Below are 19,957 nucleotides of genomic sequence, written 5' to 3'. Positions count from 1 at the left end.
CTTCAATAGCCGGCGCCAGCTAGCTGGCGACCAGGGTATTTCGCTTAACCGTGTGGAACCCGGCGCGGTTTTTAAACCAACAACACAACCTTCCCCCTTGATGAAAGACGGTGCGTCGTGGAATCACAATCAACCCGCCCAGCCCGATCGGTAGGTCCGGTCAAACGACGCATCATCATCGGGGTTACCGCAGTGTTTGGTATCGCAGTGCTCGCAGGCGCATTCTTGTGGCTGGTACCGATTTTCACCGTGGATAACTATCGGGTGGAAGGTGCCGAACACACTAGCGATGATGAGGTTATTGCGGCGGCCGGGATCCCGCTTGGCACGAATCTGCTGCGGGCAAACCTTCCGGAATCTTCCGCGGCAGTCGCCACGTTACCGTGGGTGAAACAGGCAACGGTTGCCCGGGATTTCCCGCACACCGTAGCTATCGATGTGGTTGAGCGTAACGCCGTGTTTGCCGCCGACTTTGCCGACGGCACCCATCTCATCGACGGTGACGGTGAACCATTTGTCATCGCCGACGCACCACCTGGTGTCGTGCTGATTGACGGGCTTGCAGAAGACAATCCCACCGCCTATCGCACTGCGGCAAGGTTTCTTTCTCAACTTGCACCAGAGGTTCGCGGCCAAGTGCAGCGAATTCACTTTGCAAGCGACCAGTTCATGGAAGTAACTACCACCGGCGACCGGGTTATTGTGGTCGGCTCGGCTGATAATCTCCCAGCGAAAGCGCAAACTTTCGCAGTGGTACTGCAGATGGAAGGCGCCCGCATCGACATTACAAACCCCAGACAAGTAGCAGTTGCGCCCTAGCCAGCCGACCACCGGTGGCCGATCGTTGCAACGACAAGATCCTGCGACATTCAGCTGATTCGCAGCGCATCCCTGCCGATCAACCAGCAGTAACAGCAACCCAGTCGACGCCGACGACACACGCCAACCACCCACCACGGGGGGAGTGGTTACCCCCGGCCGAAACGCGGAAAGATCTGCAGGATCGACGGTGACCACTATCTGGAATGTGCGACCTGCACAGCGAACTTCTGGAAAGCCTCAACTTGACCTTGAGACTAGCGACACGCCGATGGTGATGAGCCGCCCCGCGGTAGCGTTGTGCAGGAAGATGGGGAAGAACACTCCGCAGAGCAGCACGCAGCAGTGCAACGCTGGACCACAGCGTCGGTGGCGGCTTTTCTCATCCGAGAAAACTGATCATCAGGTTTCCACCCCAGTCGGGTGGGATACCCCACACGACAGCCAGCGCCGAGCCCATAAACACGGGACGCAACGCTCTGCGAACTGCATGTTTAAATACGGAATGAGGATGGACTTTTCTATGATGGCTGACGATCAATCTTTGACCGATGTGGAAGAATTCGACGAAGCTGACGGTCGCCTGGCTGTTATCAAGGTAGTTGGCGTCGGTGGTGGCGGCGTCAACGCAATTAACCGCATGGTGGAAGCCGAAGTAAAAGGCGTTGAATTTATCGCGATCAACACCGACGTTCAGGCGCTGGTCATCAACGGCACCCACCTGTCGCTGCCGATCGGACAAAAAGAAACCCGTGGCCTGGGTGCCGGCGCAAACCCGGAAATCGGGCGGAAATCAGCGGAAGAATCCCGCGATGAGATCGAAGCCGTGTTGGAAGGCGCTGACATGGTGTTTGTCACCGCCGGCGAAGGTGGCGGAACCGGCACCGGTGCCGCCCCAGTGGTCGCTGAAATCGCCCGGAAACTCGGCGCACTCACCGTTGGTGTTGTCACCCGGCCGTTTACCTTCGAAGGCCGGCGCCGTGCCCAGCAGGCACAAGCCGGTATCGAAAAACTCAGCGAAGCCTGTGACACCCTCATCGTCATCCCGAATGATCGCCTCATGCAGCTTGGTGACCCCAATATCTCTATGGTTGAAGCATTCCGCCGTGCCGACGATGTGCTGAAAAACGGTGTGCAAGGCATCACTGACATGATTATCACCCCTGGTGATATTAACGTCGACTTCGCCGATGTTCGTTCCGTCATGCAAGACGCCGGTTCTGCACTCATGGGTGTGGGTATTGCAAGCGGTGACGACCGCATCGACAAGGCAGTCGACATGGCCATCAACTCTCCGCTGCTCGAATCGACGATCGACGGATCCACCGGTGTGCTGTTTAGCGTCGCCGCCTGCGACCTTGCGCTGTCTGAGATCCAGTTGGCTGGCGATCTTATCCACGCCCGCGCCAATGCCGACGCCAACGTTATCTTCGGTACCGTTGTTGACAACAACCTCGGTGACGAAGTGAAGGTGACCGTCATCGCTACCGGTTTCCAGCCTGGTAACAAGCTCACCAACAATGGGGGACAGGCGCGCCGGGAACAGCCGCAGGAATCGGCAACCACCTCCCGGGAATCCGCTTCTGCTACCAATGATGCGTCAGCACCAACCCCGCCGGCACGTCCGGCGCGTGACGGACTGTTTGGCGACAGCTATGAGCCGGCCAGCAGTTCCGAACCACGGGTGGAACGGCCAGCTGCTGACCGTCCCCGGCATGAAGCACCATCGTGGCAGCAGGATCGTCGGACAACCGGCCAAGAACGGGAATATCGCACCCACGACTATGAACGTCGCAACCGTCCACAACAGTCAACCGACTGGGATGTGCCTTCCTGGCTGCGTTAACACAGCGTGATTGTTACTGCCCCGCATCGGCTTCCATCCTGCCGGTCGGGGCAGTTTTGTCTATGCTCAATGCCGCGGCATGCGCTGTAGCATCTTCAGGATTCACAGGTTGAGCAACACGCGGCCGTGGATGGTTAACAACACAGAACGAGGCAAGGAGGCGACTGTGTGCGGTGCAGCAGCAAGCAACAGCGGATCGGTGTACACCGAATCTCATCCGCATCCGTCCATTCTTGCAGCCGGTAGCACGTTCCCGACTGCTGGATCCTCTGCGCAGCTAGTGGCCTCCTGGTGGTTTACTTCTCGACACGGCGGCTATTCAGCAGGGATGTTTGCAAGCAATAATTTGGGGGATCATGTTGGTGATCAGCCCCAGGCAGTCGCCGCGAACCGGGCACAACTCGCAGACCTGGTGGGGGTGTCGACTCATCGCCTGCATTTTATGGATCAAGTACACGGAACCCGGATTGCTGTCGTTGACGAGCACACCCCGGTGCGGCCGGTTGCCGACGCTTTAGCGAAGCGGCGCATGTCACCACACCCGTTAGATCGCACTGACGGGATGATTAGCGACACGCTCAATGTCGGATTAGCGGTGCAAGTAGCTGACTGTATGCCGCTGCTATTTGCCGATGTGGACCATCAGCTCATCGGCTGTGCCCATGCCGGCAGGGTAGGTGCAGTGCACGGCATTGCTGCAGATATGGTGCACGCACTCTACGCCCGCGGAGCAACCCCCCAATCTTTACACGTATTTATCGGTCCGCATGCGCAAGGCTGCTGCTATGAGGTTCCGGCAGCAATGCAGGAAGACTGCAACCAGCAGCTTCCCGGTTGTGCCACGAGCACCGACGCCAACACGCCGGGGCTTGATCTTGCCCAAGGGATCCGTCAACAGCTTGCCCACCTCGGCGTCGAGCAAGTGCACACGATTGGCGACTGCACCATCTGCGGCGAAAACCTATTTTCCTACCGACGTCAATCACGCACCGGCCGGCAAGCAGGTGTGATCGTCCTGTCGCACCCAGCCGGAACACAGCCAAGCGAGTGAATCCCGATGACACCGGGGCAGCCGTGTGTCATCGCCAGGGCTGCTCGCTGCCACTATTGTTCTTGAGAGAACAAACGATGCTGCCCGCGTATGGAGAGGACGAAGCCGAACAACTATGGACGACGCCGAAACGACCAACCACACCGCATCTGCCGGGCACCTCGATGACCCGGCGACTTCAGCACGCTACGACGAGCTTGCCGCAGGCCTTGCCAAAGTACAGGCACGCATCACCGAAGCGGCCGAACTTGCCCAACGCAACCCGGCAGGAATCACCCTGCTGCCGGTGACGAAATATCATCCGGTTACCGATGTCGCTTTGCTGCATCAATTAGGTGTTACCGCAGTCGGCGAATCACGGATCAACGACGCCGCATCGAAAGCAGCTGCCGTACCCGAGATAGCGATCCACTTCATCGGCCAGGTGCAGTCGAAGAAAACCGCGGCGATCGCCCGCACCTGTCAAGCAGTGCATTCAGTAGATTCCTTGCGTCTGGTGCAGCGCCTGGAACACGGGCGGGCGCTAGCAGTCGAAGCTGGTCTGCAACCTGCTGAGCGGCCACTGCAGGTGTATCTGCAATATTCCTATGACAATGATCCTGCCCGTGGTGGAACCACCCCGGAGCGGATTCGGGCGCTTGCCTCAACCCTGATGGAAGAATGTGCACACTTAACATTCGCCGGCATCATGATGATGCCGCCGCCAACGGTGAACCCCAAAACAGCATTCGCCAAAGGTGCGGAACTGCTCGGGGAACTGTCAGCCACATATGGCCGCACATTAGGTTACTCTGCTGGAATGTCGCAGGATCTCGAAGTTGCGATCGGCCAAGGCGCAACAATAGTGCGTGTCGGTACCGCGATTTTAGGCAGTCCAACCCTACGATGAAAACCACGCAACTTACCCCACCACGGTGAAAGCTGTGGAGAAGTTGCCACTTCCCCCACATGACGTGCAGACGTTTCCGATCTGAATGTAGCAGCGAGTGCAATGAGTAAATTACAAAAATTCTCCGAATGGATGGGCCTGCAGCCGCAGCAGCCGGTCGACCATGACGACACCGGACATGATTCCTTACAGTCCACCGGATATGTGGATTCCTACCAGCAAGCGGCGGCAACACCGCCACTGATGGACGAACCGACACCGTCAATTGTGCCGATTCGGGTTTCTCAGTTTGACCATGCCGCCGAGATTGGGCAAACCTTCCGCGACGGGGACATTGTGGTGTTCTCCCTATCAGAGATGGCCGGCGACGAGGCACGCCGAATCGTCGACTATTCGGCAGGTCTCTGCCACGGGCTGCGCGGACGGATGGTTCGTCTGCAAGATCGTGATTATGCACTGGTTCCCGAAGGCGTAGAGATTGCCGACTACCAATTGCGTGACGCCCTGTGGAGTGAGTAAGGCGCCAGGAATAATCCAGCAGTGTTCGCTGACACCCCAATGTCGATTGGACTGCTTTCCGCAAACTTCCATCAACTAGGGGCGGGCGGCAGTGTGTAAAAAAGCCGCAGCCGCTGTCAACAGCAATATTGGTAAGCAATGACCCGGCCGGGTTGGTGCAGACAAAAACCGTCGCCACTAAAACCGGCCGGGTCTAATTTTTTTGCGCTATCCCTGATATGACCACAACGAAACCAACTGTTTCTTGTGCGGCTGGTTGTATCGCGTTTACCACTTCAGGGATCGACCGCTGCCAAGTAAGCCGGCAACGAGGTAATTTGCAAACCTGGCACGGCTCTGGACAGAGGTGCTCGCTGCTACATGCAACACGCGGCCATGTTCAGCTAGGGTAGGGCAGCGTGAATACTTTGTTTTGGCTGCTAATTCTCCTCGTGCAGCTATATTCCTATGTGCTGTTGATTCGTATCGTCGTCGAGATGATCGCGTCGTTCTCGCGAAACTTCCGGCCACCCCGCTGGTTTAGTCTTTTGGCGGAACCACTCTTTCTCATCACCGATCCGCCGCTGCGGCTACTTCGCCGGCTTATCCCTCCGCTGCGGCTCGGCAATGTGGCACTCGATCTCTCGGTGCTGGTGTTGTTCTTCCTCCTGCAACTGCTGATTGTGCTGTTGGGCTCAGCGAGCAGCATGTACCTTGCTGCCAGCAGCTAGCTTGCAAACCGCAAAGGGGTCATTTGCCTTCCCCTGCATCCGGCTACACCACCGGTAAGCAGCACTGCCGCTACAGTGTGCAGCTGATGTGCTCCCGCGGGAATGGATCAGGTTGCAACGTGCGGATGATCACGGTCAAGCCCCCACTGATAAACCCCCTTTTCGGGGGAGTGTGGTAAAAGGGGAAATATTCTTCAGTTTCGCGGTGTGGCGGTGAACCACGTTCGAAAACTGGTGCGTAGAATAGGCAACACGAATAACAATGGGGGCGATCCCCCTGTTGGTCATCACCCCTTTGGCGCCCGGTTACTTCCGATGCCCGCTGTTAAAATGTGTGTTCATTGCAGCGGTTTATGTGTACTGTGTGGGTGGAAACAAACTTTTGCCGCGGTAACCATATACCGTAGCTGTAACACGTAGTAGAGCACTGGTCGACCGACCTTGACTTATCATGAAGGGAACTTCCATGACGCCGCTGACTCAAGCCGATGTGCATAATGTCGCGTTCAGCAAGCCTCCGATCGGTAAGCGGGGCTACAACGAAGACGAAGTCGACCAGTTCCTCGACATGGTGGAAGACACCATTGCCGCGTTGACCGAGCAGAACGAATCGTTGCGCCAACAGTTGGAGCAGGCAGGATCTGGTCAGCCTGTTGCAGCTGGCAAAGTTGACACCGATGCGGTTCGTCGGGAAGTCGCTGCCGAATATGAGCGCAAGCTCGCGGAAGCAAACCGTCGCGTCGAGCAGGCGGCCAGCGAAGCCGCTGATGCGCGTCGGGAAGCAGCGGAAGCGAAGAAGGCACTGGAGCAGAAGGCGCAAGCAAAGCCGGCTGCTGCCGCTGCAAGCACCCCGACGAACACCACCGACACCACGATGAAGGCTGCTCGCGTCTTGGAGATGGCCAACCAGATGGCAGAACAGCTGTCTGCTGACGCGGAACGCGAAGCTAAGACTCTCGTGGCAGATGCACAGGCTACCGCCAAGCAGACCGTCGATGAAGCGAACGCTCAGGCAAGCCGGGTCAAGAACCAGGCAAACGAAGAATCCACCAAGATTCTGGCTGATGCAAAGCAGACCGCCCAGTCGCAGCTCGCCGATGCGAAACAGCGCAGCGAAACCATGGTCAGCGAAGCTGAAGCTAAGGCGCAGAAGACTGTTGCTGATGCCAACGATCGTGCCGAGAAGACCGTTGCTCAAGCAAACACGGAAGCCTCGCAGACCATTCAACAGGCCAATGACAAAGCTAATGCGCTGCAGGCTGACGCGGAACGTAAGCACACCGAAACCATGGCTACAGTGCAAAAGCAGCAAGCAGCCCTGGAAGCTCGGATCGCCGAACTGCGCACCTTCGAACGGGAGTATCGCACTCGGATGCGTGCATTCTTGGAAGACAAGCTGCAAGAACTGTCCGGCGACCAGATGGATCCAAAGAAGTAGCCTGTGAAACGTTGGGCGAGGGGTCGGTTATACAACGATCCCACGCCCGCTGCAGGCAGTCATTGCCCCGATTCGACCCCGGTGGACGCAGCCCCAAGCTGCAACGACTCATCCACAGGGTCTGAATCGGGGCTGTTGCACGCCAGCTGCATCTAGCCGCAGCGATAAGCGTACAGGTGTGTAACAGCAACCACACCCCTGTACGCTGTCCATCAGCCAGGTCACCAACCCAAGGAGAACAGCATGCTCTTAGGTGCCATCGTCTGTGCCCTACTCGGGTTTGCGCTGCTGGTTGTCTCCTTAACTCAACCCTCTGATCTGTACACTTGGCTGATGCTTCTCGTCGTGAGCATTGGGATCGTGCTCTTTATTGCCGATCTCATCGTCAAACGGAAATCAGGCGCTGAAGCAACAACCACCGTGATTGATGTTGACGCGGCAACCAGTGAACACTCCGACGCCGCACAACAAACCGGCAAGCCCGCCGGCAGCCAAACCTCCGACGAGGAAGATCCCTACCTGCACTGGTAATAGCGCCACCAAGATTGTGCCGTAACCATTTGCCGAGTAATACCCAAGGCTAGAGTGAACTCGGCAGCTAGCGCCCCTGGTTGGCAGGTATCGACCGGGGGCGTGTGTGTCGCGCTGCAAGCCGCGTTGCGATACTGTTTTGTCCGCAGATGGCATTTTGCAGTACATGCTGCCGAGGGGGGTTGAACAGGGCGAAACCCTTCGGTACACTGCCCTTGCAAGGCTCGCAGCATCGCTTTTTTAACTTCATAGTGTTTTTTGTTGACAGCCCACGGTTGCGTTTTTCGACAAGACGGAAATCCGGATACATCCATCCGTTCCGTTTCCCGGAGGCGAGCCTGTAAGCGGGAACGTTGAAATGTGGCCACCATGATCGGCGTAGTGCACAATGCACTGATTTCGCCGACTGGAAGCTGTCAGCAACAATGATTCAATCGTTAGGTTGATCGGCACTGAATATGGGCGTTGATCCGGCAATCACCGGGGAGCCAGCCCGAAAGAACCGCAGGGAACGTAGTCCCCCAATCAAGCTTGCACCAGATAAGTGTTGGCGCGGAGTACTGTTCTTGCCCAGTAGAATCGGCACCAGTGTCGGTGTGCGAGCGACTTGATGATCAGCGCAATGCTTGGTCGCTGCACACCTTGATCGATGATATTCGCCTGTCCCACCGTGTCTTTTGTTTAACAAAGCCAGGGTGATTCGCAGAGAAAATCACCTAACACTTGCATGATTGTTTATTCGTTTGTGATGACCCAAGGGAAATCTTTCCTCGCTGAAGGCGAAGCAGTCTTCACGCCCCTGTGAGGGTTGTTTTGCTTGCTTCCACAGTCTGCACACTGGCCATGGTGATCGTTGCCAGTGCAGTGCTAAAGAAGCTGCTGGTCATCACGTTGTGGAAATCTCCCTGAAAAGGGAATATTCCCGGCTGGTTGCGGTGTATTGCACACCGTGGTGGTGCCGTAGATGCTAAAGCTCTGCACTGCCCGTTGTTGCTGCACTGCCCCGCCACACGAAGAAACCGTCTCGAGTTCAATGAAGTGGGAATGACTTCGTCGAATCATCTGTGCGTATCGGGTGCTCATCCTGTTTTGTCGACCAGGAAACAAGCACCCATCCAGCGCTGCAACGGGTGATCACCGGCGGCTTTCAGGTCATTTCAAGTCGGGTGGTACCGCGTGTGCGTGTTGTGTACTGCAACCGCAGGCGTCCCGACGGTGCAACACAGTGGAAAATCAGCAGACACAGGGCTGGTGGTAACCCCTGGTTCCGACAACCAATTGGTGATAGGAAACAGCGGACAACACGAGCCATGAGTGCGGTTACCGCAGTGTATTGTGCACACTCGAATCCGGTGTTTTGTGTGGTCGTTGGCCGGAAGATTGCAGGTTTTACACGCCTGTTGTGCTGTTCACGTCGCGTGATCACGGTAGCATTAAAGCTTTTTTCTGTTACCTGCAGGCTTTGCCGCCGCAGCAGTAGCAAGGAACATCCACAGTTCGGCAGTGGCAATCTGCCGACTAGGGCATCGTTTTTGCATGCTTGGCTCGGCTGCTGGAAGATCGACGATCCACAACAGAACACCAGCAACCAGACGGCTGCTCTGGGGGTCAAACGGTGCAATACCGAGGGCTCGCTTACCGCAGCGGTGGTGAATAGTTTTTTCAAACGTCAATGTTCGCGAAACGGATATAACAACTTTTCAATCATGACAAACACAACTGGTGGGGTGTACCCCAAACAAGATCTAACCGGCGGTTCGCAGCGATTCCCCGACATGGAACAGGCTGTGCTCGAGTTCTGGAAGAACGACAACACGTTTCTCGATTCCATCGCACAGCGGGAAGGCCAGCCGGAATATGTGTTTTATGACGGCCCGCCCTTTGCTAACGGGTTGCCACACTATGGTCACCTGCTAACCGGCTATGTGAAAGACATCATTCCCCGCTATCAAACCATGCGGGGCAAAAAAGTCGACCGTGTATTCGGCTGGGACTGCCATGGGCTGCCCGCTGAGCTGGAGGCCGAACGCCAGCTGGGTATCAAAGACAAAGGTGAAATCGAGTCGATGGGGTTGGAGCAGTTTAACAACTACTGTGCAACCTCGGTGCTGGAATATGCCGACCATTGGAAGGCCTATGTCACTCGGCAAGCCCGGTGGGTAGATTTCGACGGCGGATATAAAACAATGGATCCCGACTTCATGGAGTCGGTGATGTGGGCGTTTAAAACGCTCTACGACAAGGGTCTGATCTATCAAGGTTTCCGAGTGTTGCCATATTCGTGGGCGGAACATACTCCGCTGTCGAATCAGGAAACCCGTCTTGACGATTCATATAAGCTTCGCCAGGATCCAACGTTGACCGTGACCATGCCGATCACCGGCACGTTGCCTGGCAGTGTAGCCGAACGCACCCTTGCTGATCATCCGGAACTTGCGGAAGCCGCAGCTATCGCCTGGACGACGACCCCGTGGACGTTGCCTTCGAATGCGGCGTTGGCGGTCAACCCAGAAGTCACCTATGCGGTGGTTCGGGTTGGTGAAGACGGCTTGGAGGCGTTTCAAGGGCAGCTGTTTATCTTGGCGGAAAAACTGCTGGGCTCCTTTGCGAAAGAACTGGGCAAAACCTCTGAGGTGCTGTTCACCCTCCCCGGCAGCGAGCTGGTGGGCTTCACCTATGAGCCTATTTTCAACTTCTTCCCGGTCGAACATGGTTTCCAGATCATCGCTGCAGACTATGTCACCACCGAAGACGGCACCGGTATTGTGCACCAGGCGCCGGCGTTCGGTGAGGACGATATGAACACCTGCCAAGAGCATGGCATTGAAGTGTGTGTGCCCGTCGATTTGGATGGCAAGTTCACCTCGCAGGTGCCAGATTATGAAGGTCTGTTGGTGTTCGATGCGAATAAGCCGATCATCAAAGATTTGAAGGCGAAAGGTCGAGTCGTTCGCCACCAGACTATTGAGCACTCTTATCCGCACTCGTGGCGTTCTGGCGAGCCGCTCATCTATATGGCCTTGCCGAGCTGGTTTGTCGCTGTGACAAAGTTCCGTGACCGCATGGTTGAACTCAACCGGGAAGAAATCGAATGGATGCCAGCCCATATTCGGGACGGCCAGTTCGGAAAATGGTTGGAAGGCGCCCGGGATTGGAATATTTCCCGCAACCGGTATTGGGGTTCCCCAATTCCCGTGTGGGTGTCGGACTCGGAAGAGTATCCGCGCGTTGACGTGTATGGTTCCATCGCGGAATTGGAGCGGGACTTTGGGGTGAAACCAAAGTCGCTGCACCGGCCACATATTGATGAATTGGTGCGACCCAATCCGGATGATCCCACCGGCAAGTCGATGATGCGCCGCGTGCCGGAAGTGCTGGATTGCTGGTTTGAATCCGGTTCGATGAGCTTTGCACAAAAGCATTATCCGTTTGAGCATCGGGACTGGGTGGAAACCCATTGGCCAGCTGATTTCATTGTGGAATATTCGGGTCAGTCCCGCGGTTGGTTCTACACCATGCATGTGCTTTCGACTGCGCTGTTTGATAAGCCAGCCTATAAAAAGGTTGTCGCGCACGGCATCGTGCTTGGCGATGACGGTTTGAAGATGAGTAAGTCGAAGGGGAACTATCCCGATGTCAACGAAGTGTTTGACCGGGATGGATCCGATGCGATGCGCTGGTTCCTCATGTCGTCGCCGATTCTGCGCGGTGGCAATCTCATCGTGACTGAGCAAGGAATCCGGGAAGGTGTTCGGCAGGCACTGTTGCCGATGTGGAATGCCTACACGTTCTTGCAGCTGTATTCGTCACAGCCGGCGAAGTTTGCAACCGATTCCACCAACGTGCTTGATCGGTATATTTTGGCGAAGCTGCATCGGTTGGCAGCCGATGTGCAAGCAGCACTCGATGACACGAATGTCGCAAAGGCCTGCGATGAGGTGCGATGGTTCTGCGATGCGTTAACGAACTGGTATGTGCGCCGTTCCCGTGACCGTTTCTGGGCAGGGGACACGCAGCATCCGGAGGCGTTTAACACGCTGTACACGGTGTTGGTGAGTTTGTCGAAGATTGCCGCCCCGTTGCTGCCGTTAATCACTGAGGTGATTTTCAAAGCGCTCACCGGTGAACGCTCGGTGCATCTTACCGACTATCCGAATCCTGATCTGTTCCCCAGCGATGATGCGCTGGTGGATGCGATGGATGCTGTTCGAGGTGTTTGTTCGGCGGCATCGTCGGTGCGCAAAGCCAACAAATTGCGCAACCGGTTGCCGCTGGCACGGCTGACTGTGGCTCGTGAACACGCGGCTGAACTTCGCCCATTTACCGATATCATTGCCGACGAGGTCAATGTGAAGAAAGTACTGCTCACCGACGATGTGGACAGTGTTGGCCGATTTGAAGTGGTCGTCAATGCCAAGGTGGCAGGTCCTCGCCTGGGCAAGGATGTGCAGCAGGTGATTAAGGCGGTGAAGGCCGGCGACTATACCCGTGACGGTGAAGTGGTTGTCGCAGGTGGCATTACCTTGCAGCCTGATGAGTTCACAACCCGGCTGAAGGCTGCCGATGAGGCATCTACTGCACAAATTGAAGGGTTCGGTGGCTTGGTTGTTTTGGATACCAATGTCACCGAAGAACTCGCGGCTGAGGGCTGGGTAAATGACCTGGTACGTGGACTGCAAGATACTCGCAAGGCGTGCGGTTTTGAGGTTTCTGACCGGATCACCGCGACGGTTTCGGTTCCTGCTGATCGTCGTGCAGTCGCAGAACAATTCGCTGACCATATTGCGAAAGAAATTCTGGCAACCGAACTCACCCTGACCACCGATGCGTTGGATGGACAATCCCACGATGTGCTCGGCGGGGCGAGTGCCCAGTTGCATAAAGCGTAATCATTCCGGCGCGCTAGATTAGCTGCTGCGTGCAGAACAATAGTGCGCATTGCCCGCAGCGGCCATGATGCAAAACAGGTAAGGCTCCTTGTTTGGGAGGGGTCTTACCTGTTTTTTGTTGGCTATTGGCCACCCGAGAGAAGCCTTCAGTCAACGACGATAGGGGGACTGGGAGTGTTGCGTGCAAGAGGCAATGTGCGCGGCGCGTCAACAGGGGCAGGAGAGCAGGATAACTTCCTTGCTGACGCGGTTTGCTTGCCGGTGTGGAGCCGACTGCGACCTGCCACACTCTTGGGAACTATCCAGGATAAATTGGGAAAATTCCCAGGTGGTAAGACCCTACCTGCATTGTAGGGATGTGTATCCTAAGAAGGGTGAGTAACCCCGGTGTTCTGCTGGAACACTAGTGAAAGTCTTGTGCGGTAAAGCCTGACGGCTGTTGATGACTGCATGTACGGGGCGTGCTTGGATTGATTTACCCGGTTTGTGGTTTTCGCCGGTGCGAATCTGGAAAGTTAAAACAATAACGACATCGACTCTGGCGATGGTGAGGATGAAGTAATGAACGATGCGCAAACACGGACAATACGCTTATCGCGGCTAGCGATTGCCCTGGTTGCGTCAGGGGCGCTACTTGCTGGTTGTATGGGTGGATCGGGTGATGATCCGGATCCGGCTACTGCCGCTGCAGCCTATAGTGTGGTCACCACCGGGGAGGTAGCATCAACTATTCAGGTCACCGGGTCGATTACCCCGATCCGGCAGGTGGCACTCGCCTCAAATTTGACGTCGGCTGTCGAGTCATTGAATGCGAAAGTTGGCCAGCGGGTGAGTGCCGGTGAGTTGCTTGCCACGATGGATACCACGGCACTTCAGCGCGACTATGACGATCAGGTCGCCAACGGGGCTCGCAGTGTGGTTGACGCTCAGTCAGCAGTTGAGCAGGCGCAACAGCAGCTCAACGATAAACAACAGCTGCTGAATAATAATCTTGATCCGCAGCTCAACGGTGCTGAGCAGGCGCTGCGGGAAGCTGACCGGGCATATGCTGACGCGCAGCGCGCCTATGAACAGCGGTTACAGCGGAAAGCCTCGGGGCTTAATGCCGATATTCGGAGTCAAAATCTGGCGTTGGCACAAGCCCGTTCGCAGCTGCTCAGCGCCGCATTAAACGCCGTACGAGCAGGCCTTGATTCAACCACTTCGGCGTTGCGTGGTGTTGATCGGTCGGCGGAGATTGCCGAAACACAGGCCGAATTGGCGAAGCTACAGGTGCAGTTACAGCAGGCAGATGAGCAGGAGAAGCCGGCGATTGCTGCGAAAATTTCTGCCGCCGAAGCGAAACTGGACGCCTATGCGAATGAGTATCCGTTAGGCATTGATCAAGCGCAGGCTAATGCTCATATCGGTTCGGCCGAGGCGGTCAATAGCTTGAATCAGGCAGTGCTTGCGCTCAACGATCAACAAGCTGCGGTGCAGCGCACCTTGATCGACACTGACCGGGAGCTCGCGGATTTGCAGCGGGCGGCGGCACAAAAGTTCGATGCGAAAAAAGATGCAGCAGTCGCCTTAGAGACCACGAAGATGCAATTGCAGCAGCAGATCAATAGTGATCAGCAGGCGATTCGTTCCGCGGAACGGGCCAAGCAAGCCGCCGAACTGCAAGCGCGTCAATCGACTTCGAAGTTGGAGCAGCAATTATCTGATAATGAGGTGCGTGCCCCGTTTAATGGGGTGATTACTTCGGTGGCGGCGAAAGCTGGCGCCCCAGTATCCGGCCCGCTGATGACGGTTGCTGACGATTCCACTTTGCTGATTCGGTCCAATGTGCGCGAAGCCGACTTGGCAAGCATTCATCTTGGCGACACTGTGCAATTCACGTCGCGGGCAACCGGTGAACAACGTTTCACCGGTGAGGTTTCATTCATCTCCCCGGTGGCCAATGCTGTGGTTACCAGCGGTAAAGACGGGGGATCTGTCACGGCAGACACCAGCAATCAGTCGCCGGAGTTTGCTGTGGAAATCACGGTGACCGGTAATCGTGACGGGTTGAAAATTGGTGGTTCGGTGAAAGCTGAAATCACCACCGAATCCGTGAAGGGCGTGAAAACTGTTCCGCGCGACGCGCTCGTCGAAGATGGCGACATGTCCTATGTGTTGGTGGTCAACGATGAGGGCACGGTTGAAAAGCGGGAAGTGACGGTTGGCAAGACATCGGTCACTGATGCGGAGATCACCGGTGGTGATTTGCAAGCAGGTGACGTCGTGCTGAATCGGGCGATCAGTAATTTGGCGAAGGTCGGTGAAACAGTCGACGTCCCTGATAGTGTCCGCAAGCAGCAGCAAGGTGATGCGTCGCCAGCTACGACCAGCAGCACCGAAGCCAACAAATCCTAGATGCTGCCGCTACGAAACAGTGGTGTACATACTCAGCAGTGAACTTGGTGGCCAATGGAAGCGAGGTGGATCTGCTCGGCGTTGCCGCGGTGGATCTGCCCTGCTTTCGGGTGCGCAATTGGCTGATAGGTGGTGGCTGTGGTTGTTGTCGCCGCCAAGCTGTGCGCGCACCTGGCGCCGCCATGGTGTGCCTCGCCTTGGATGCCGTGTTCTAAAACCTTGAGGTTGCCGCGTTTGCGGTAGTCTACCGCGCGGGTTGCGCGACAGATGCTGCAGCAGGTGGTTGCGAGGCATTGTGTTGAGCAACCGAATTGTTTTCCCCCCGAGATGTTGCCGCTTTTTTTGCTGGCATTCATCGCCAAACCAACTTGACCCACGAAGGCTATCTTCGCAGGCTTTAAGGAATCCCAGTACTTATGACGACACCATCGAGCTATCCGCTGATTATGATGCGCGGGATTGTGAAGAAGTTCAATATTGGATCGGAAGAAGAACTCACCGTTATTCCCGGTGTGGACTTTGACATGCACAGCGGCGAATTTGTCGCCATTGTGGGGGCTTCCGGTTCAGGGAAATCCACCCTGATGAACATTATTGGCCTGCTTGATCGGCCAACTGAAGGGCAGTATTTCTTTGCCGGAACTGATGTGTTGAACTCTACCGACGACGCATTGTCGAGTTATCGTTCGCAAAATATTGGGTTTGTGTTTCAAAACTTCAATCTTATCTCCCGGGTGGATGCGCTCAAGAATGTGGAGATGCCGCTGATGTATGCCGGGGTGGGGCGCAAAGAACGCGCCCAACGCGCAGAAGAACTGTTAGCGATGGTGGGGATGGCTGATCGGATGCATCATTTGCCAACACAGCTCTCCGGTGGGCAGAAGCAGCGGGTGGCGGTGGCTCGGGCACTGGCGAATGAACCAAACCTCCTTCTTGCCGATGAGCCCACTGGTGCCCTCGACTCGGCAACTGGTCGGATGGTGATGGATATGTTCCATGATCTGCATCAAAACCAGGGGGTGTCCATTGTGTTTATTACTCACAACCCCGAGTTGGCGGCGGAATGTTCGCGCACCCAAACCATGGTCGATGGGCGGTTTGTTAGCACCCCGGACCATGGTGTGCATACTGTTGCCGCACCACTGTTAGCTGCAGCTGAAACAACGTCTCCTATTGCGGAAATTCCTTCGGGGGAGGGCAGCAGCGCAGGTGTATCTCATCCTCTTGGATCTCCTGGGCAACCTGCGACAGCAACTGATGCTCAATCGTCTACCACCGCGGATAAGGAGTAACCGACGATGAATCTCGGCGAATCAATTTCACTGGCGGTGACCAGTTTGCGCGCCAATAAAATGCGCTCGGTCCTCACATTGTTGGGGGTGATTGTTGGTATCTCGTCGGTGATTATTGTGTTGACATTGGGGGCTTCGCTGCAGAAACAGCTGTATTCCTCGATCGAGGCATCTGGTGCCAACGACACCAATGTGCAGGTGGTGCAGCGGGAGGATGACAAGGGGCAACGGCAGGAGCCGCAATATCCTGGCATGATGGGTGATGTTCCGGTGCGCGATCAGCTCACCCCGGACGATGTTCGCGCCTTGAAGGCGGCGTTCCCGGGGGAAGTGTCGCTGGTTACCTATTCGATGTGGGGCGTTCAGGTGACGATCACACCCGGACTTGATTCCAGCCCGGAAAGCGATGCGATGTTCACTCCGATCGGGGAGGACTATATTGCGGCGAAGGATCTGCAAGTTGGGGCGGGTCGGCCCTTTGATTTGGCTGATTTTGATAGTGGTGCCAGGGTGGCGATCGTCAATCGCGATCTGGTGAAGGAACTGTTTCATGGCCAGGATCGTGAGGCACTTGGTGCGTCGGTGAGTGCGGTGGTTACCGGCACGAACACGGTGAGCTCGTACACGATCGTTGGGGTGGAGGCACCCCGTGAGCAGAGCTGGATCGAAGGACTGGGGGACTTTTCTCAGCCGCAACTCTATGTGCCATATACGGCTGCTGATCCGATTGTTCCTGATGCGACTTCGTTTCGGTCATTATCGGTTCGTACCGCCCCCGGTGTCGACATGTCTTCCCTGGGGCCGAGGTTGGAACAGTTTTTCAACAGCCGCTATGACAGTAATCCGGATTATCGGGTGACCGTGTCGGATTTCCGGAAAGAGTTTGATACCTTCCGCAAAGTTTTGAATACGATTTCTGCTGGGTTGTCGGCGATTGCTGGTATTTCGCTGCTCGTCGGCGGTATCGGGGTGATGAACATTATGTTGGTGACGGTGACGGAACGTACCCGGGAGATCGGTATCCGGAAAGCCCTCGGTGCCAGGCGCCGGGATATTCGGCTGCAGTTTGTTATCGAGTCGATGATTATTTGTTTAGTTGGCGGCATTATTGGGGTGCTGTTTGGTACCGCGATCGGCATGATCGGGGCGAAACTGATGGGTCAGTTGGTCGGGCCACCGATCTGGGGTGTGCTGATTTCGTTGCTGTTTAGTTTGTTTATTGGGTTGTTCTTCGGCTATCACCCGGCAAATAAGGCGGCAAAGCTGAATCCATTGGATGCGTTGCGATACGAGTAGGGGCAGTCCCTGCCACTGTTGAGATATGCCACAACCTGCGATTGTTTATTCGGTCTGTAATCGCAGGTTGTGGTGTTGTTTTGTGAGCGGCATGCAGATGTGGCCGAGGTGACTGGTTGGCCGGGTGTGTGGTGGGGGATTGCATGCGGTGGGGTGGGTGCTGCTTCGACTTGAGTGTTGGTGGACGAATTGGCCGGTTGCCGAGAGGGCATTGTGGGCAATGTGTTAGGTTTACATCATCATGAGTCGCTGGGTGGTGCACATAGATATGGATGCGTTTTTCGCATCGTGTGAACAGCTCACCCGTCCAACCTTGCAGGGCAGGCCAGTGCTTGTCGGTGGGGTGCACGGTCGTGGGGTGGTGGCTGGGTGTTCTTATGAGGCGCGTGCTTTAGGGGCGCATTCTGCACAGCCGATGGTGCAGGCGCGGGCGTGTTGTGGGCTGCGGGCGGTGACGGTGGCTCCCCGTAAACCGGTGTATTCGGTGTTGTCGCACCGTATTTTTCAGCTGTTAGCTGAGCGTTATGGGGTGATTGAACAGTTAAGCGTGGATGAGGCGTTTATTGAGCCGCCGGCTTTGCAACAAGCGACTGTTGCTGCGGCGGCAGCGTTTGGTGATGAGCTTCGAGACTGTATCGCCACCGAAGTGGGTTTGCCGGCATCGGTGGGGATAGGTCCGGGGAAACAGTTGGCAAAAATTGCCTCCGGGTTGGCGAAACCTGCCGGTACTGCAGTGATTGCCCAACAGGATTTGGCCACTAAGGTGTGGCCGCTGCCGGTTACTGCACTGTGGGGGGTAGGTCCTGTTGCTGCACAGAAACTTGCGGCGCACGGAGTTGCAACCATTGGTCAGTTTGCCGGGCTCCGCCAGTCGATGGCGGCAACTCTTGTGGGTTCTTCAGTGGGGCGCCAATTGTGGGAGTTTGCCAATGGTGTCGATAATCGTCCGGTGGTGCCGCGGGCGATGGCGAAGCAAGTATCCCAAGAGCACACCTATCCGACGGATATTATTACTGATCCGGGTGTGCGGGAGGCTGTTGATCGGGCGTTTGCAGGTGCCTATCGCAGACTGGTTGCTGATGGTCGCGGCGCGAAAACGGTTACGGTGAAACAGAAACGTGCCGATTTTTCACAGTCGAGTCGTTCCCAGTCGCTGACGTATGCCACCGATGATCGGCAAACATTGCGCAACCTGGCGCATGCGGCCACCCGCCCGATCGCAGAGACCGGTCCGATCCGGTTGGTGGGGGTGAGTTTTTCCGGGTTAGATGCGGCGGTGCAGGATGTGTTTTTCCCCGAGTTGGATCAGCTGCGGTCTGCTGAGTCGCAGGTGGAGACTTACGAGGCTGGGGTGCGGGGCAGCAGTGTGCAAGAGTCGTTGCCGGGAAGTCTCCCGGCGGAAGGTGAAATGCGGCGGGCAGTGCAACCTGGGCTGCGGTTTCAGCCAACTGCGGATGTGTTTCATTTGCGCTATGGTTCCGGCTGGGTGCAGGGCATTGGGCATGGGGTGGTGACGGTTCGTTTCGAGTCGCGGACCACCGGCCCTGGTCGGGTGCGGTCGTTTGAAGAAGATGATCCGTTGCTGGTTGAAGGTGATCCGTTTGATTGTCTCGATTGGGATGAATCAATGATTGCTGCCTGTGCCGAGCAGGCGGCGGCGGATGCCAGGAAACAACGTCTGCAGGAACGTGCCGAGTTGCGGCGCACCCATGGCATTGTGGCTGAGCCAGGTGCCGATACAGTGCTCGTGCCGCTAGGTGATGCATCGGCACAACAAGATACCGGTACACACGCTCAAAGGTAACCGGTGCTGTTGCGCCCCTGGGTGGGGAGATAGTTCGCCGTGTGGGGTGCCGTGGCTGGAGAGCACCACCCAAGTTGTGTGTATTTACGGACGAAATTGGCAAGAGCTACGCATGATAAGGGGTCGGTGGCGGAGATGGTACCGGGGCTAGCTGGGGTTGAAAACAGCCAGGATTGCACTGTTTTTGTGCCGCGGATTTCCGCAGTTGAGGGCATATTTTGTTGCTCTAGCAATGGGATGATGATTACTGATACAGTGGGGAGCATTCCCGGGCTTCACTGCGCTGGCAAGCAGCCGCTACAAGGATCGCTGCATTCACAGACAGCGATCACAGTGGCCGCAGTGATGCACAGGTTGATAGGGATAGCAGTGTGGTCACACCGCAGCGACCGCACCGTTGCAGCGACCACCCAGACGCGTCACATCGGTGACGCATCATCCGGTTGCCCGCCAGAGATACCGGCGGAGCTGGAAAA

General features: G+C 56.3%; 12 protein-coding genes and 1 pseudogene. All 13 read left to right on the top strand.

The features are described from left to right. Positions 1 to 117 precede the first annotated feature (117 nt). On the top strand, positions 118 to 819 hold the full coding sequence (locus CCHOA_RS07010; RefSeq protein ID WP_123928714.1) for a cell division protein FtsQ/DivIB: 702 nt from the start codon (positions 118 to 120) through the stop codon (positions 817 to 819). Positions 820 to 1,342: 523 nt separating this feature from the next. Further along, on the top strand, positions 1,343 to 2,665 hold the full coding sequence (gene ftsZ, locus CCHOA_RS07005) for a cell division protein FtsZ (RefSeq protein ID WP_245992100.1): 1,323 nt from the start codon (positions 1,343 to 1,345) through the stop codon (positions 2,663 to 2,665). 130 nt (positions 2,666 to 2,795) lie between these two features. Continuing rightward, complete coding sequence (pgeF, locus tag CCHOA_RS07000; RefSeq protein WP_123928711.1) at positions 2,796 to 3,716, top strand: peptidoglycan editing factor PgeF; 921 nt, start codon at positions 2,796 to 2,798, stop codon at positions 3,714 to 3,716. Positions 3,717 to 3,831: 115 nt separating this feature from the next. Further along, complete coding sequence (locus tag CCHOA_RS06995; protein ID WP_123928708.1) at positions 3,832 to 4,605, top strand: YggS family pyridoxal phosphate-dependent enzyme; 774 nt, start codon at positions 3,832 to 3,834, stop codon at positions 4,603 to 4,605. A 102-nt stretch (positions 4,606 to 4,707) separates the two neighbouring features. Beyond that, on the top strand, positions 4,708 to 5,124 hold the full coding sequence (locus CCHOA_RS06990; RefSeq protein WP_123928705.1) for a cell division protein SepF: 417 nt from the start codon (positions 4,708 to 4,710) through the stop codon (positions 5,122 to 5,124). A gap of 398 nt (positions 5,125 to 5,522) precedes the next feature. Then, positions 5,523 to 5,834: a YggT family protein gene (locus CCHOA_RS06985; RefSeq protein ID WP_123928702.1), complete on the top strand. Its 312-nt coding sequence runs from the start codon at positions 5,523 to 5,525 to the stop codon at positions 5,832 to 5,834. Positions 5,835 to 6,300: 466 nt separating this feature from the next. Further along, complete coding sequence (locus CCHOA_RS06980) at positions 6,301 to 7,272, top strand: DivIVA domain-containing protein (protein WP_123930988.1); 972 nt, start codon at positions 6,301 to 6,303, stop codon at positions 7,270 to 7,272. A gap of 243 nt (positions 7,273 to 7,515) precedes the next feature. Continuing rightward, positions 7,516 to 7,803 carry a hypothetical protein gene (locus CCHOA_RS06975; RefSeq protein WP_123928700.1) on the top strand — a complete coding sequence of 96 codons (288 nt, stop codon included), beginning with the start codon at positions 7,516 to 7,518 and terminating at the stop codon, positions 7,801 to 7,803. A gap of 1,706 nt (positions 7,804 to 9,509) precedes the next feature. Continuing rightward, complete coding sequence (gene ileS, locus CCHOA_RS06970; protein WP_123928697.1) at positions 9,510 to 12,692, top strand: isoleucine--tRNA ligase; 3,183 nt, start codon at positions 9,510 to 9,512, stop codon at positions 12,690 to 12,692. A 561-nt stretch (positions 12,693 to 13,253) separates the two neighbouring features. Then, positions 13,254 to 15,089 (top strand): permuted SH3 domain-containing protein, encoded by a 1,836-nt coding sequence (locus CCHOA_RS06965; protein WP_123928693.1) that lies wholly within the window; start codon positions 13,254 to 13,256, stop codon positions 15,087 to 15,089. 449 nt (positions 15,090 to 15,538) lie between these two features. Next, a pseudogene (locus CCHOA_RS06955) lies at positions 15,539 to 16,192 on the top strand (ABC transporter ATP-binding protein); the annotation flags it as partial. A gap of 195 nt (positions 16,193 to 16,387) precedes the next feature. Next, on the top strand, positions 16,388 to 17,677 hold the full coding sequence (locus CCHOA_RS06950; RefSeq protein ID WP_123928686.1) for an ABC transporter permease: 1,290 nt from the start codon (positions 16,388 to 16,390) through the stop codon (positions 17,675 to 17,677). A 241-nt stretch (positions 17,678 to 17,918) separates the two neighbouring features. Further along, positions 17,919 to 19,481: a DNA polymerase IV gene (locus CCHOA_RS06945; RefSeq protein WP_123928684.1), complete on the top strand. Its 1,563-nt coding sequence runs from the start codon at positions 17,919 to 17,921 to the stop codon at positions 19,479 to 19,481. Positions 19,482 to 19,957: the final 476 nt, after the last annotated feature.

Source organism: Corynebacterium choanae, from assembly GCF_003813965.1.
GTDB lineage: Bacteria > Actinomycetota > Actinomycetes > Mycobacteriales > Mycobacteriaceae > Corynebacterium > Corynebacterium choanae.
This window is presented reverse-complemented; position numbering and strand designations above follow the sequence as displayed.